15 protein-coding genes and 1 tRNA gene are annotated in these 12,939 nt (G+C 47.7%); 4 read left to right on the plus strand and 12 right to left on the minus strand.

Features of this window, described 5'->3' with window-relative positions; all coding sequences use genetic code 11:
• Positions 1-62 precede the first annotated feature (62 nt).
• Positions 63-881: a type I methionyl aminopeptidase gene (map, locus tag HRU73_RS09795; RefSeq protein WP_011110912.1), complete on the minus strand. Its 819-nt coding sequence runs from the start codon at positions 879-881 to the stop codon at positions 63-65.
• A 113-nt stretch (positions 882-994) separates the two neighbouring features.
• Entirely contained in the window at positions 995-1,597 is a 603-nt protein-coding gene (locus HRU73_RS09800) for a hypothetical protein (RefSeq protein WP_276679469.1), read from the minus strand.
• A 106-nt stretch (positions 1,598-1,703) separates the two neighbouring features.
• Between HRU73_RS09800 and HRU73_RS09805 the strand changes: the two genes are divergently transcribed.
• Positions 1,704-2,339, plus strand: a complete 636-nt coding sequence (locus HRU73_RS09805) for a c-type cytochrome (RefSeq protein ID WP_287398570.1) — start codon at positions 1,704-1,706, stop codon at positions 2,337-2,339.
• Between the two features lie 275 nt (positions 2,340-2,614).
• On the opposite strand, the gene HRU73_RS09810 is transcribed toward HRU73_RS09805, so the two are convergent.
• Together HRU73_RS09810 and rpoD are read right to left on the minus strand one after the other, a co-directional pair.
• Positions 2,615-2,691: transfer RNA gene (locus tag HRU73_RS09810), tRNA-Ile, on the minus strand.
• A 62-nt stretch (positions 2,692-2,753) separates the two neighbouring features.
• A complete protein-coding gene (gene rpoD / locus HRU73_RS09815; RefSeq protein WP_425595628.1) occupies positions 2,754-4,580 on the minus strand; it encodes an RNA polymerase sigma factor RpoD in 1,827 nt (608 codons plus the stop codon).
• On the opposite strand from rpoD, the gene HRU73_RS09820 reads away from it, so the two are divergent.
• Entirely contained in the window at positions 4,558-5,025 is a 468-nt protein-coding gene (locus HRU73_RS09820; protein WP_287400094.1) for a hypothetical protein, read from the plus strand. The two genes, rpoD and HRU73_RS09820, sit on opposite strands and share 23 nt — an antisense overlap.
• A 190-nt stretch (positions 5,026-5,215) precedes the next feature.
• Here the strand turns inward: HRU73_RS09820 and dnaG are convergent, their stop codons facing one another.
• The 3 genes from dnaG to rpsU all read right to left on the minus strand — a co-directional run bounded on the left by dnaG (position 5,216) and on the right by rpsU (position 7,796).
• The gene (dnaG, locus tag HRU73_RS09825) at positions 5,216-7,018 is read right to left on the minus strand and encodes a DNA primase (protein ID WP_287398572.1); all 1,803 of its coding nucleotides are present in this window, start codon (positions 7,016-7,018) and stop codon (positions 5,216-5,218) included.
• 81 nt (positions 7,019-7,099) lie between these two features.
• A complete protein-coding gene (locus tag HRU73_RS09830) occupies positions 7,100-7,546 on the minus strand; it encodes a GatB/YqeY domain-containing protein (RefSeq protein WP_011110872.1) in 447 nt (148 codons plus the stop codon).
• 37 nt (positions 7,547-7,583) lie between these two features.
• Positions 7,584-7,796, minus strand: coding sequence for a 30S ribosomal protein S21 (gene rpsU / locus HRU73_RS09835; RefSeq protein ID WP_011110871.1), 213 nt, complete (start codon positions 7,794-7,796; stop codon positions 7,584-7,586).
• 258 nt (positions 7,797-8,054) lie between these two features.
• Between rpsU and tsaD the strand changes: the two genes are divergently transcribed.
• Entirely contained in the window at positions 8,055-9,068 is a 1,014-nt protein-coding gene (gene tsaD, locus HRU73_RS09840; RefSeq protein WP_287398573.1) for a tRNA (adenosine(37)-N6)-threonylcarbamoyltransferase complex transferase subunit TsaD, read from the plus strand.
• 8 nt (positions 9,069-9,076) lie between these two features.
• Here tsaD and plsY read toward each other — a convergent pair whose 3' ends face one another.
• Positions 9,077-9,679, minus strand: a complete 603-nt coding sequence (plsY, locus tag HRU73_RS09845; protein WP_011110869.1) for a glycerol-3-phosphate 1-O-acyltransferase PlsY — start codon at positions 9,677-9,679, stop codon at positions 9,077-9,079.
• A gap of 84 nt (positions 9,680-9,763) precedes the next feature.
• On the opposite strand from plsY, the gene HRU73_RS09850 reads away from it, so the two are divergent.
• The gene (locus HRU73_RS09850) at positions 9,764-10,117 is read left to right on the plus strand and encodes a dihydroneopterin aldolase (RefSeq protein WP_287398574.1); all 354 of its coding nucleotides are present in this window, start codon (positions 9,764-9,766) and stop codon (positions 10,115-10,117) included.
• A gap of 30 nt (positions 10,118-10,147) precedes the next feature.
• On the opposite strand, the gene queC is transcribed toward HRU73_RS09850, so the two are convergent.
• The 4 genes from queC to pal form a co-directional block, all read right to left on the minus strand.
• Positions 10,148-10,834: a 7-cyano-7-deazaguanine synthase QueC gene (gene queC / locus HRU73_RS09855; protein WP_276679229.1), complete on the minus strand. Its 687-nt coding sequence runs from the start codon at positions 10,832-10,834 to the stop codon at positions 10,148-10,150.
• 21 nt (positions 10,835-10,855) lie between these two features.
• Positions 10,856-11,491, minus strand: a complete 636-nt coding sequence (queE, locus tag HRU73_RS09860) for a 7-carboxy-7-deazaguanine synthase QueE (protein ID WP_287398576.1) — start codon at positions 11,489-11,491, stop codon at positions 10,856-10,858.
• Between the two features lie 102 nt (positions 11,492-11,593).
• Complete coding sequence (ybgF, locus tag HRU73_RS09865) at positions 11,594-12,421, minus strand: tol-pal system protein YbgF (RefSeq protein ID WP_011110865.1); 828 nt, start codon at positions 12,419-12,421, stop codon at positions 11,594-11,596.
• Positions 12,421-12,936 (minus strand): peptidoglycan-associated lipoprotein Pal, encoded by a 516-nt coding sequence (gene pal, locus HRU73_RS09870; RefSeq protein WP_011110864.1) that lies wholly within the window; start codon positions 12,934-12,936, stop codon positions 12,421-12,423. Before pal ends, ybgF begins: the two co-directional genes overlap by 1 nt.
• Positions 12,937-12,939 lie beyond the last annotated feature (3 nt).

The raw sequence follows: 12,939 nt of genomic DNA on the forward strand, positions 1-12,939 counted from the left end.
TCACCTGTTTATGAATCGGGAAGTATGTAATTGCGGCCTGCTGACAAAGAATGTCATCAGGTTCAGAAACGGTAAGCAGGCCTGGCAGGCGATCCTGAAGAAACTGTCAGCACTTCGTAGCTTTCATCTGTCACCAGAATAGTGTGCTCCCATTGTGCAGACAGGCTATGATCCTTGGTAATCACGGTCCAGCCATCCGGTAGCTGTTTAATGGCTGCCTTGCCCGCATTGATCATGGGCTCGACGGTAAAAATCATGCCGGGTTTGAGCTCGATTCCCGTACCGGCACGACCATAGTGCAACACCTGGGGATCTTCATGAAATTTCGCACCGATGCCATGACCGCAAAATTCCCTGACGACACTGTAGCCCGCACCCTCTGCCAAACGCTGAATGGCATGACCGATATCCCCCAAATGCTTACCCGGGCGAATTTCTTCGATTCCGCGCCACATTGCTTCATAGGTTAATTCGCACAGCCGTTTGGCCTGGATGGATGGCTCCCCAACGTAATACATACGGCTGGTATCACCATGGTAGCCTTCATAGATGACGGTTATATCGAGATTGACGACATCCCCATCCTTGAGCTTTTTATCTCCCGGAACACCGTGACAGACCTGATGATTCACAGAAGTACAGATAGATTTCGGATAGGGGCTGTAGCCGGGTGGAGCATAGTTCAGAGGCGCTGGTATCGTTTTCTGCACATCGACCATATAACGATGGCAAAGCTCATCCAGCTCACCGGTCGTTACACCGGGCACCACGTAAGGCTCGATATAATCCAGCACCTCGGACGCCAGCCTGCCAGCGATACGCATGGTTTCAATTTCTGGTGCTGTTTTAATATGAATCACTACACCTGCTCCAGCTTGCATCAACAATCATGATAAATACTCCAAGGAATCCGCGAAAAATTCCGGATAAGCAACCCATTGATTTTTTATGAGAAGACACTGAAACCTGACGACTTCAGTGATAACACATTATTTTATAAGCGGCTGCATTCGGTTACTTCCAGCTTCGTTTCCGGGAACTGCTGCGCCAGTTGCCGAACGCTTTCAGTGATTTGTTCCGTCGGATTACGAATATCGAACTCAAACTGCTCCAGAACCTGTTCGCTATCCATAATACGTTCTACCCCTTTGCCTTTCAATTCTTCAACTAATGCTGCCGCGTCGGAATCATCCGGCAGGATTGCCAGAGAAATTGCATTATGCCACGGGCTATCTGCATTTTCCTGAATATGCAAATAGGAAATCCCCGATTTTTTCAGTTGCTCGATCTGTTTTGCAGTCTCACGTGCGTTTCGTAACGGTGGAATATGTACCCAATGAACAGTAACTTCACCTCTGGAAATTTCAGTGATGTGATCCTGTCCCGACTCCCATTTGGAGATTTCCACTCTGACATGTTGCACGACTGGCCCGATCAGATTTTCCCATTTGAGACACGCAACTTTAGCCGGCAACAGCTCAATCTTCTCCGAATGAATCAACGCTATTTGTGCAGGAAGGTTATCATCCGGTCTGCCGTGAAGATAAAAAACAACGAAAATATTTGCCAGCAACAGGAAAACAGAAAACTTTCTCATCTCGTGCGTTTTTGATAAGCGACTGCAGCGTTTACTGCAGCCGGCAAATTTTGTTAGAATACACGGATATTTACCGTTTATTATCAGAAACCAACCTTATACGATCATGAAATTCATTGGAACTACTGTAGCAGCAATCGCACTCACATTCTCCGGCTTTGTGTTTGCCGAATCTCCAGCTGCAGGCGATGTTGAAAAGGGCAAAGAAATCGCAGCCGGTATATGCGCCGGCTGTCATAATGCCGATGGTAACAGTGCCATCCCCCTCTATCCTATTCTTGCCGGACAATACCCGGGGTACATTGCCAAACAGTTGAATGACTTCAAGGTGGTAGAAGGCGAAACAGTCAAGCGTGACAATCAGATCATGGCCCCCATGGTAGCAACTTTGAGCCAGGATGATATCGAAAATCTCGCTGCTTACTATTCACAACAAAAACTCCAACCGGGCACCGCCAGCGATGCTTCTCTGGTTGAGACAGGGAAGAAACTGTACCAAGGTGGAAATCTGGAAAATTCCATTCCCGCATGCTCCAGCTGCCATTCCCCCAATGGACAAGGCATTCCTCCGCATTACCCGAGAATCGATGGTCAGCACCCTGCTTATACTTTGTCTCAATTACAAGCATTTCGGCAGGGAACGCGTAAGAATGATACAAATAACACCATGCAAACAATCGTTTCACGCATGAGCGAACAGGAAATGCAAGCTGTATCTGAGTATATCGCCACACTCAGATAATATCTGCGCTTACCTGATGCAATATCAGCAGGGATAATTCTCAGAAATTATCCCCTTTCTGTTTGTATTTCTCGGAATTCTTCAGAGTTGCTTGGTTACCGGGGTATTCTAACCCTCGACACACACACCCAAACCATATCGAAATTCAAGCCACTTAACTGCCAAACATATCAAAGCAGCATAATTACAGACAGTTCAAGAAGCGCTACGGACATATCCACGGTTACAACCCAAAAAGCCACTTACTCGATTTCACGAATAAGTGGCTGAATTTTTGGTGGGTCTGGTAGGACTTGAACCTACGACCAAGGGATTATGAGTCCCCTGCTCTGACCAACTGAGCTACAGACCCTGATGACAGAAATGTCTACAACTTATTGAATCAACCGGTCAAACTGAACCGAAAAGTAGCTATCAGGAGTTTCCACTATCCAAGAAACTACGCAAGCGGTCGGACCGAGCAGGATGTCTCAGTTTACGCAGCGCTTTTGCCTCGATCTGGCGAATACGCTCGCGCGTTACGTCAAATTGTCTTCCGACTTCTTCCAAAGTATGATCAGTATTCATTTCAATACCGAAACGCATACGCAAAACCTTGGCTTCTCGTGGAGTCAGAGAGTCAAGCACGTCCTTCGTGACGGTGCGTAAACCAGCATAAACTGCAGCATCTGCTGGCTCCATGGTCGAAGCATCTTCAATGAAATCTCCCAAGTGAGAATCTTCATCATCACCAATGGGGGTTTCCATCGAAATCGGCTCTTTCGATATCTTGAGAATTTTTCTGATTTTCTCTTCAGGCATTTCCATCTTCTCGGCCAGTACTGCCGGTTCAGGCTCTTGTCCGGTTTCCTGCAGAATCTGACGGGAAATACGATTCATCTTGTTAATCGTCTCGATCATGTGTACCGGAATACGGATGGTACGTGCCTGGTCAGCAATGGAACGTGTAATTGCCTGACGAATCCACCATGTTGCGTAGGTCGAGAATTTATATCCGCGCCGATATTCAAATTTATCAACGGCTTTCATCAACCCGATATTGCCTTCCTGAATCAGATCAAGAAACTGCAATCCGCGGTTAGTATACTTCTTGGCAATTGAAATAACCAATCGTAAATTGGCTTCAGTCATTTCACGTTTCGCACGACGTGCCTTGGCTTCACCAGTCGTCATACGGCGGTTGATTTCCTTGAGTTCCTTGATAGGAATACCGGCTTGTTTCTGAAGTTCGAGCATTTTTTGCTGCTGTTCCATGACTGCCGGACGGAAATGTTCGAGTGACTGACTGTACAACTGACCTGACTCGACTTCCGAACTGATCCAGTCAATATCTGTCTCGTTCCCCGGAAATGCCTTGATAAAATAGTTTCGCGGCATTCCTGCCCGTGTAACACACAGCTCAGCAATTTTGCGTTCACAGTTGCGGATATCGTTTACGATATCACGTTGTGTATCACACAGTTTTTCGACCATCTTGGCAGAGAAACGCATCGCCATCAGTTCGGTAGAAATTTTCTCCTGCAACTGTTTGTACTTTTTATCCTGACGCCCATCTTTCTTGTTGATGATTTTTTTCATACCGTCATAGGTCTGACGAATCACCGCAAAGCGCTCCAGCACCTCTGCTTTCATCTTCAGCATATCGGCACTGGCGGCAGCCACTTGCTCGTCTTCCCCATCCTCTGAATCAAAATCCTGATCCAGCGATTCCTCAGACATTTCCTTACCCATGATTTCATCTGTATCATCGTCCAGGAAACCATCAACCAGTTCGTCTGCGCGTAACCGGCCATTTTCCACATCCGCTGCCAGCTCGAGTATATTTTCTATGATTGTCGGACAGGCTGAAATTGCCTGTATCATGTGCCTCAAGCCATCTTCGATGCGCTTGGCGATTTCTATTTCGCTTTCACGCGTCAGTAACTCTACCGATCCCATTTCACGCATATACATCCGCACCGGATCCGTAGTACGGCCAAACTCTGAATCTACGCTGGAAAGTGCTGCCTCTGCTTCTTCCACGACATCTTCATCAGTCACTGCTGTTGCCGCATCCGACATCAGGAGAGCTTCCGCATCAGGCGCCTCATCATGCACGGAAATACCCATATCGTTGATCATGCTGATGATGCTTTCGATCTGATCGGCATCCAGCATGTCATCCGGCAAGTGGTCATTAATCTCAGAGTAAGTCAGGTAACCACGTTCCTTACCCTGCATGATCAGTTTCTTTAAACGCATCCTGCGTAATTCGATATCGTTATCCGATGACACCGACACCGCGCTCTCGCTCAAATCAGTGATCTGTTTTTCTGACAGAGTACTTTTATTTCTTTTACTTACTCTGGTTTTCTCAGAAACTTCATCAACTGCCCCCAGATCCTCAGATTCTTCCGCAGGGAGCAATGTATTCTTATTCTGCCCAACCAGAACAGAATCACCATCAGATTTAGCCGCTTTGACAGACTTTTTCCTGGAAGCAGAAGTTGCTTCTTTCTTGACGGAGACAACCTCCGTTTCAGCTGAAAAGGTATTTTTGGCGTTTTTACCGGTAACTTTAACCCCATTGTCTGGAGTTTCAACACGCGATTTACCGCTTTTTGTTTCAGTCACCTCTGTAGATGTAACGATATTTTTCTTAGCTGATCCCGACACTTTTGCTTTTGCCATGCAGAGCACCCATTAAGACTAGAGACAAATCGAACAGAAAGCCTTTAATTGTACCAAACTTTCCTGACCCATTTTGAATATATGAACAAACGTAGCCGTAATCAACCACTCTTCGCCGTTGTAAACCCAAACTTTTTTCCCATCTTTTAACCTTGATGATCTAATCGCCGAAAACATGATGATTGGTTCGTGAAAACCTCCGCAGATTATGAGAGCATCAGTTGTCGCAACTCATTTTTCTCTTCTGGAGTAAGTGATACAAGCGGTCTGCTGTGCAACTCAGCCATTCTCGATCTTCGCTGCATCTCCCGCAACCGCTCCATTCCTCCAGTAAATTCAGCATCAATATTCCAGTTTTCATCTTTTACATGCGCATCCCGGACAATCTTTTCCAGTAAAACACGATGAGGAGTCTGATCGAAATGCAACAGGATCGTCACTGAATTCAGTTCTTCCTCCATAGAACAAGCAGAAGTCTTCAGAAAATCCACCAGTGCAACCAGCAGTACTTTTTCCTCGTTCTGCTCATCATTTACCGCAAGAAGATTTGTATCCAGTTTATTCGCATAATCCGGGGCATGCAGCAGAATCTGGATCAGTCTGCGATATGGCGTTACGGATAATGGCCTGGATGCTTCAGGGCGAAGGGTGGAAGATCGATTCTTCTTTCCGGTTTTCAGGAACGCAGCTAACTGGTTCTGGCCCACCCCGGTCAGCTCAGATATACGTTTCGTCAGCATGAATCCAAATACAGGGGCATTGATCTGCGCCAATAACGGCCCTGCCCGCTGAACCAATCGAGCACGACCCTCGCTCGTACCAAGATTCACACGACCGGATAATTCATTACAGAAGAATACCGACAGAGGTTGAGCTTTCTCCAGCACCCCTTCAAATGCAACCCGTCCGTATTTGCGAATGTAACTGTCCGGGTCTTCCTTATCCGGCAGAAATAAAAATTTGATATCTTTTCCATCCTTGAGTTGCGGCAGACTGGTTTCCAGTGCACGCCATGCAGCCTTGGTTCCCGCTGCATCACCATCAAAACAAAAAACCACCTCGTCTGTATGGCGCAAAAGATTCTGAATATGCATAGCCGTCGTTGCAGTACCCAAAGTAGCCACAACATTTTCAACACCACTCTGCACCAGCATCACAACATCCATATACCCTTCGACCACAATTACCCGGGCAGATTTCCGGATTGCCGGACTGGCAGATGCCAAGTTATAAAGCTCACGCCCTTTGACAAACAGAGAGGTTTCTGGCGAATTCAGATACTTTGGCTCGCCCCCATCTAATGCTCGCCCTCCGAATCCCACTATCTTTTTTTTACGATCAAGAATGGGAAACATGATCCGGTGACGAAAGCGATCATAATTTTTCTTGCCATCATGCGCAACGACCAAACCTGCCTGCACCAGTGGGTGACTGGAATCATCTGCAGGATAATCTGTAAAAATCCTGGAGAGGTTTTGCCAGCCGGGAGGCGCATATCCGATTCCAAAACGCAGCGCAGTCCGTCCTGATATTCCCCGCTCTTTCAGGTACGCAATTGCCTGATCGGATTGTTTGAGCTGCCCCCGGTAAAACTTTGCCGCCTGCTCCATCCGTTCGTACAAACCTACCAAAGGTGAAGTAGCTTCAACTTCTTTATCGATTTTTACCTTATCCGATGGAACTCTGCCTGGATCAGGTATTTTTGGATAAATACTTACCTGATCGGGAATTTGCATACCCGCATGTGTCGCAAGACTCTCGACTGCTTCGACAAAGCTGGCTCCACTGTGTTCCATCAAAAAGCTGATAGCATTCCCGTGCCTGCCACAACCAAAGCAATGGTAAAACTGTTTAGACGAATTTACTGTAAAAGAAGGGGTTTTTTCGTTATGAAAGGGACAGCACGCTGTAAAATTTGCGCCCGCTTTTTTAAGTTGAAGATGACGTGCAACCACATCGACGATGTCGATACGATCCAGTAATTCCTGAATAAACGATTGTTCAATCATTTACCAGCAAAAATTGCCCCGATAAAAGATTATCTGCGATTATTCCTCACAGTATCTGCCAGAAAACCAGCCGGTATCAAACTACCCTGTAATTTTTACTTTAACCAGTAAAGATACCTTGGCCATATCTGCCCGACCTGCAAGCTTCGGCTTAAGCAGGGCCATGACTTCTCCAATTTTTGGAGATCCATTTTCTCCAACAGATGCAATCACCTCGCTGATCATGGCATCCAGCTCAGCATCACTCAGCGCTTCAGGCATATAGGCCTGCAGGACTCCTGCTTCAAACTTCTCGATATCTGCCAGATCCTGACGCTGTGCTGCCTCATATTGCGCGATGGAATCGCGACGCTGTTTGAGCATTTTTTCGATTACTGCAACCACGGCAGCATCATCCAGCTCGATTCGCTCGTCAACTTCCTTCTGTTTTAAAGCAGCCTGCAGTAAACGCAATGCGTCACGACGCTTTACGTCCCCTGCACGCATAGCCGACTTCATATCTTCGGTTATTTTTTGCCTTAAATTCATGGAATAATGAGGTAGATACCCAGAAAAACTGAAGGAATTAATACAGTTTAGGTGGCAACATCTGACTACGCAGTCGTTTATAGGTACGTTTCACTGCGGCGGCATGCTTACGCTTACGCACAGCCGTGGGCTTTTCATAAAATTCCCGGGCGCGTAACTCAGTCAGTAAACCGGTTTTCTCAATAGAACGCTTAAAGCGCCGCATCGCGATTTCAAATGGCTCGTTTTCCTTGACTTTAACAGTAGTCATAAAGTAATAATTCCTTTCGGTCTCCTTTGATTGCTTTATATATTACAGAACATTCGCTGACCAAATTGCTCTGCAGTCAAAACTAAGTTATAAACCAGTCCTGCCATGCCTGTTGCAGAAAAACCATGACTGGCTCAATTTTTTCCGGAACTACCCCTATTCGGTCTCGAAAAATCCCGCTAGTTTAACATCAATCATTTTTTTTCAAAAGAAAGTTTGACCACCACAAATAAATCTCTCCTGAGAGAAAATCACAGAATGCTTGTATTAGGTATTGAAACTTCATGTGACGAGACAGGTGTAGCACTTTATGATACCTGCCAGGGATTACTCGGCCATACCCTATATTCTCAGGTCGACATGCATCGCGAATATGGCGGTGTCGTGCCGGAACTTGCTTCACGCGACCATATCCGCCGCATCCTGCCTCTCATCAGACAATTATTCAGACAATCGGATACTTCGCTGGAATCTGTTGATGCCATCGCCTGTACCCAGGGTCCGGGGCTTGCAGGAGCGTTGCTGACCGGGGCAAGTTTCAGCAGTGCTCTGGCTTTTGCGCGCAATATACCCGTCTTGAACATCCACCATCTTGAAGGTCATCTGCTCTCCCCACTTTTATCCGATCCGGCACCTGATTTTCCGTTCGTGGCACTATTGGTATCCGGAGGGCACACACAACTGATGCGGGTAGACGGAATCGGGCAGTATCGGTTATTGGGAGAAACCGTGGATGATGCAGCCGGAGAAGCGTTTGACAAAACTGCAAAATTACTTGACCTCGACTACCCCGGTGGAAAGTTGCTTGCAGAACTGGCCACACAAGGCCGGGCAGAACAATTCAGGCTCCCGCGCCCCATGCTGAACAGCAATGATCTGAATTTCAGTTTCAGCGGATTAAAAACAGCTGCGGCTCTGCTGATCGGCAAGCATGAGATGAACAGTCAGACACGCGCCGATATCGCATTTGCCTTTGAAGACGCAGTTACCGATGTGCTGGTAAAAAAATCAGTAACTGCTCTGAATATCACTGGATTGCCGCAACTGGTCGTAGCAGGCGGTGTAGGCGCAAACAGCCGATTGCGTCAGAAGCTATTACACCATCTGTCCGGAACCGATATCACCGTTTTCTTCCCAGCGCTGGAGTTTTGTACCGATAACGGCGCAATGATTGCGCTGGCCGGTGCATTACGTTTACAGCAGCTCGATGAGCGCCTCAGAGCGGGCGGCAGCTTTACCGTCAAAGCCCGCTGGAATCTGGAAGATTTATAAAGCCACGACTAACTGCTCTTGCCTATCCTCGCTTCCTTGCCAGCCATCAGATTGGCAATATTCAGCCGATGCTTCAATATCAGAAGAACGGATATGATTGACACAGCCATTATCAGGATTCCTTTTTCCAGCAGGAAATACGCATATAATGGTGCAAGCAGGGCCGACAGCAAGGCTGACAGTGAAGAAATACGTGAAACCAGTGCGACGACCATCCAGGTCGAAATAGTAAGAACACCCAACCAGGGATTCAATCCCAACAGTATGCCTGCTGATGTGGCAACACCTTTACCTCCCTTAAATGCGAGAAAGATTGGAAACAAATGCCCCAGGAAGACAGCAAGAGCAGCACCCGCAATCACTTCATCACCCAGCTCCCAAACCTCACCACCGTATTTCGCTGCTGCGACCGCCACCCAGCCCTTACCCGCATCTCCCAGTAAAGTCACGGCAGCCGCAGCTTTTTTGCCAGTCCGCAGTACATTGGTTGCTCCGGGATTGCGGGAACCGTAGCTGCGCGGATCCGGGAGCTTGAACAGCCAGCTTGCAACCACGGCGAAAGAAATCGAGCCCAGCAAGTAGGCAGAAAAAATCAGCACTACTGTAATCATCAAAGTTTTGATATCCCGATAAATAAATTAAAATTGCGCAGCCCGTGCATCACTCGTAATCCCGGGCTAACCCGGAACCTCTCCATGGATATTATTTTTCTCAAAGAATTCAGAATCAAAACTCTGATCGGTATTTATCCGTGGGAAAGAAAAATTCCACAAACCATTGAATTGAATATCGAGATCGCTCTGCCTTCCCGACAAGCCGGCAAGAGTGATCGTATCGAAGATGCACTGGATTACTCTCAAGTCGTTCACAGAATCAACACCATTCTCGATCAGCAACATTTTTCCCTGCTTGAAGCACTGACAGAAAACATTGCCCAGATGATCCTGATCGAGTTTGGTTCCACGTGGGTAAAAATCAGTGCAGCAAAACTGGATGTCATTCCGGGAGTGAAACAGCTGGGTATCTGCATCGAACGCAGCCGATCGTAATGATCTCTCCTTCTGGATTATCACTCTGCTTCACGATATCTGCTTATTACGGTAACACGTAGGATCCGGAATATCCGCCGCCTCAAAACCAGCCCGTCGAATATGGCATGCATCACACTGACCGCAGGCATATCCGGCTTCATCTGCTTGATAACAGGAAACTGTCAGACCGTAGTCTATCCCGAGTTCCATGCCACATTGGATGATTTCACGCTTGGGCAAGTCAATCAAAGGCGCATGTACTGTCAGCACCATCCCCTCTCTTCCTGCTTTCGTGGCCAGGTTAGCCATTTTTTCAAAAGCATCGATATAATCCCGTCGGCAATCAGGGTATCCCGAGTAATCGACAGCTGTTACACCAATAAAAATATCGTGGCTGCCCAACACCTCTGCCCAGGCCAGCGCCAGCGCCAGCATAATGGTGTTGCGAGCCGGAACATACGTCACCGGTATGCCGGTACTGGTACCATGCAGTGGTACAGTGGCGGAAATATCCGTTAGCGCAGAACTGGCCAGAACAGCCAGATCCAGCTTGAGAAACTGATGATCACTGACCTGCAGGGATTGACCGATTCGAGCTGCTGCGGCCAGCTCGGCAACATGGCGCTGGCCATAATCGATACTGAGTGCATAGCAGGCAAACCCACTCTGCCGGGCGATAGCGAGCGTCGTGGCGGAGTCCATCCCACCAGACAAGAGTACAACTGCCTTTTTCATGAATCTGACCGTCCTGCCATTTCACCTTCCGACACATTCCCCCCAGAGCAACTTATGTAACTGCAACTGCAAGCGAACTGGTAACTGATCCTGCAGAATCCAGGCGGCAAGATCTGCCGGAACAAGCTGACCATAAGCTGGAGAAAACAAAACCGGACAAATTACATCCAGCTTCAATTCCAGGAGTTTCTGCCTGGCCCAGTCGTAATCAGCCCGATCACACAACACAAACTTGATTTCATCGTGAGAAGTCAGATAAGCGAGATTGTTCCAGTGATTTTTCTCCACTTCCCCGGAGCCTGGCGTTTTGATATCCACAATTCTCGATACACGCGTATCGACACGTGCAATATCCAATGCCCCACTGGTTTCAAGAGAGACGGAATACCCCCGATCGCATAATGCTGCCAGTAACACCAGACTGTCAGCTTGCGCCAGCGGTTCTCCTCCGGTAACAGTGACATAGCGCGGAGAGAATGAAGCCACCTCGCCCATGATTTCGCTGATACTCATGCTTTTTCCACCAGAAAACGCATAACCAGTATCGCAGTACCCGCAACGTAATGGACAACCGGTCAGGCGCACAAATACCGTAGGCAGCCCCATCCGGCTGGTTTCCCCCTGAAGCGAGTAGAAAATTTCCGTAATTCGTAACATCCGTGACCCTGACGGAATAGAAACCTTCCTCTATGTTGCAGAGAAAAATTTAAAGAAGTGGAGTGAACCGGGTATATTCTGGCAATCCTGCTCGACCAAAATTTATTTCAGAGTTCCCAAGCGTTGCTTGGCTTTTGTTGCTGCCTCAGTACCGGGGTAACTGGCGATGAGTTTTTCCAGTGTTTTTCTAGCAGCTGCCTTCTGGCCCATTTCAGCCTGGCTGCTTGCCATATTGAGAAGCCCATCTGCTACTTTGGGACTGCCAGGATAAATCTCGATCAATCGTTGCTGAGCAGTAATCGCTTTGTCAAAATCCCTTAGTGCATAGTATGCATTGCCAACCCAATACGCAGCAGAGGGAGCAAGAGCAGATTGCGGATATTGTGCAAGAAAACTCTCAAAACCGGTTACAGCTCCTGAATAATCACCGCTTTTGATTGATGCATAAGCCGCATCATAACGATTGCGCTGTGCTGTATCCGGCAATTGGAGAACAGCAGCAGTTTTTCCGGAAGCCGGACTTTTTATATCCTTTGTATCAGCAGCGAGTTGTTCCGATGACGGGGAAGATATTCTGGAATCTGATGCAGCAGTCCCCGCTGAACCAGGCTCAAGCTGGCGCAAACGGTTATCGAGATCCAGGTAAAAATCCTTTTGCTGCTTGCGCAGCGACCGATTTTCATCTTCCAGTACTTCTATCTGCCCCCGCAACTTCCCCATTTCCTCCTTGAGGTTCTCTGCCTGGGTATGCAATTCGATCAAAGCCTGTCCCATGAGAACCTCTTCGGTACGCTGCATGCGCGCTTCCATCTCCAGTACTTTTGTGCGCAGTGCCTCCAACTGTTCGCGTGTTTCAGAATCACCAAACAGCGCAGCCTGTGCGACATTACAACTCAACAAAAGCAATGGCAGGAAAGCACGCAAAAACATCAATACTCTCCCTGATAGAGAATATCTGTACGGCGGTTTTCAGCCCAGGAAGATTCATCACTTCCCAATGCACGCGGCTTTTCTTCACCCAGACTGACTGCTTCTACCTGCTGATCACGAGCGCCGGACAGTAACAGGATATCTTTCACACTGTTTGCGCGGCGTTGCCCGAGTGCAAGGTTATACTCCCGGCTTCCGCGTTCATCAGTGTTGCCTTGCAGCAATACCTGTGCATTAGTGTTGTCACGCAAATAAGCTGCATGTGCAAGAACCAGATCACGGTACTCGCTCTTTACCGTATAGCTGTCAAAATCAAAGTAGACACTGCGACGGGACAATATGTTGCTGGGATCCTGCAGAGGATTCATCCCGAACCCATCCGACCCTGCACCGCCACGTGTGCCTTCTCCCTCTCTGCTATAAGAATGATCCTCGACATCAGAAGTTTGTTGAGCATTATCGCTAGCGCAAGCTGACAACAGGCAAATTACCAGTACTGCAAAGATTTTTCTCATTTC

Origin of the sequence: Nitrosomonas sp. H1_AOB3 (assembly GCF_015709435.1) — a bacterium.
Taxonomy (GTDB): Bacteria; Pseudomonadota; Gammaproteobacteria; order Burkholderiales; family Nitrosomonadaceae; genus Nitrosomonas; species Nitrosomonas europaea.

Coding starts and splice junctions, on each gene's coding strand:
- map (WP_011110912.1), bottom strand. CDS start 881: ATGCAAGCTGGAGCAGGTGTAGTGATTCATATTAAAACAGCACCAGAA.
- HRU73_RS09800 (WP_276679469.1), bottom strand. CDS start 1,597: ATGAGAAAGTTTTCTGTTTTCCTGTTGCTGGCAAATATTTTCGTTGTT.
- HRU73_RS09805 (WP_287398570.1), top strand. CDS start 1,704: ATGAAATTCATTGGAACTACTGTAGCAGCAATCGCACTCACATTCTCC.
- HRU73_RS09820 (WP_287400094.1), top strand. CDS start 4,558: ATGATCAGTTTCTTTAAACGCATCCTGCGTAATTCGATATCGTTATCC.
- rpoD (WP_425595628.1), bottom strand. CDS start 4,580: ATGCGTTTAAAGAAACTGATCATGCAGGGTAAGGAACGTGGTTACCTG.
- dnaG (WP_287398572.1), bottom strand. CDS start 7,018: ATGATTGAACAATCGTTTATTCAGGAATTACTGGATCGTATCGACATC.
- HRU73_RS09830 (WP_011110872.1), bottom strand. CDS start 7,546: ATGAATTTAAGGCAAAAAATAACCGAAGATATGAAGTCGGCTATGCGT.
- rpsU (WP_011110871.1), bottom strand. CDS start 7,796: ATGACTACTGTTAAAGTCAAGGAAAACGAGCCATTTGAAATCGCGATG.
- tsaD (WP_287398573.1), top strand. CDS start 8,055: ATGCTTGTATTAGGTATTGAAACTTCATGTGACGAGACAGGTGTAGCA.
- plsY (WP_011110869.1), bottom strand. CDS start 9,679: ATGATTACAGTAGTGCTGATTTTTTCTGCCTACTTGCTGGGCTCGATT.
- HRU73_RS09850 (WP_287398574.1), top strand. CDS start 9,764: ATGGATATTATTTTTCTCAAAGAATTCAGAATCAAAACTCTGATCGGT.
- queC (WP_276679229.1), bottom strand. CDS start 10,834: ATGAAAAAGGCAGTTGTACTCTTGTCTGGTGGGATGGACTCCGCCACG.
- queE (WP_287398576.1), bottom strand. CDS start 11,491: ATGTTACGAATTACGGAAATTTTCTACTCGCTTCAGGGGGAAACCAGC.
- ybgF (WP_011110865.1), bottom strand. CDS start 12,421: ATGTTTTTGCGTGCTTTCCTGCCATTGCTTTTGTTGAGTTGTAATGTC.
- pal (WP_011110864.1), bottom strand. CDS start 12,936: ATGAGAAAAATCTTTGCAGTACTGGTAATTTGCCTGTTGTCAGCTTGC.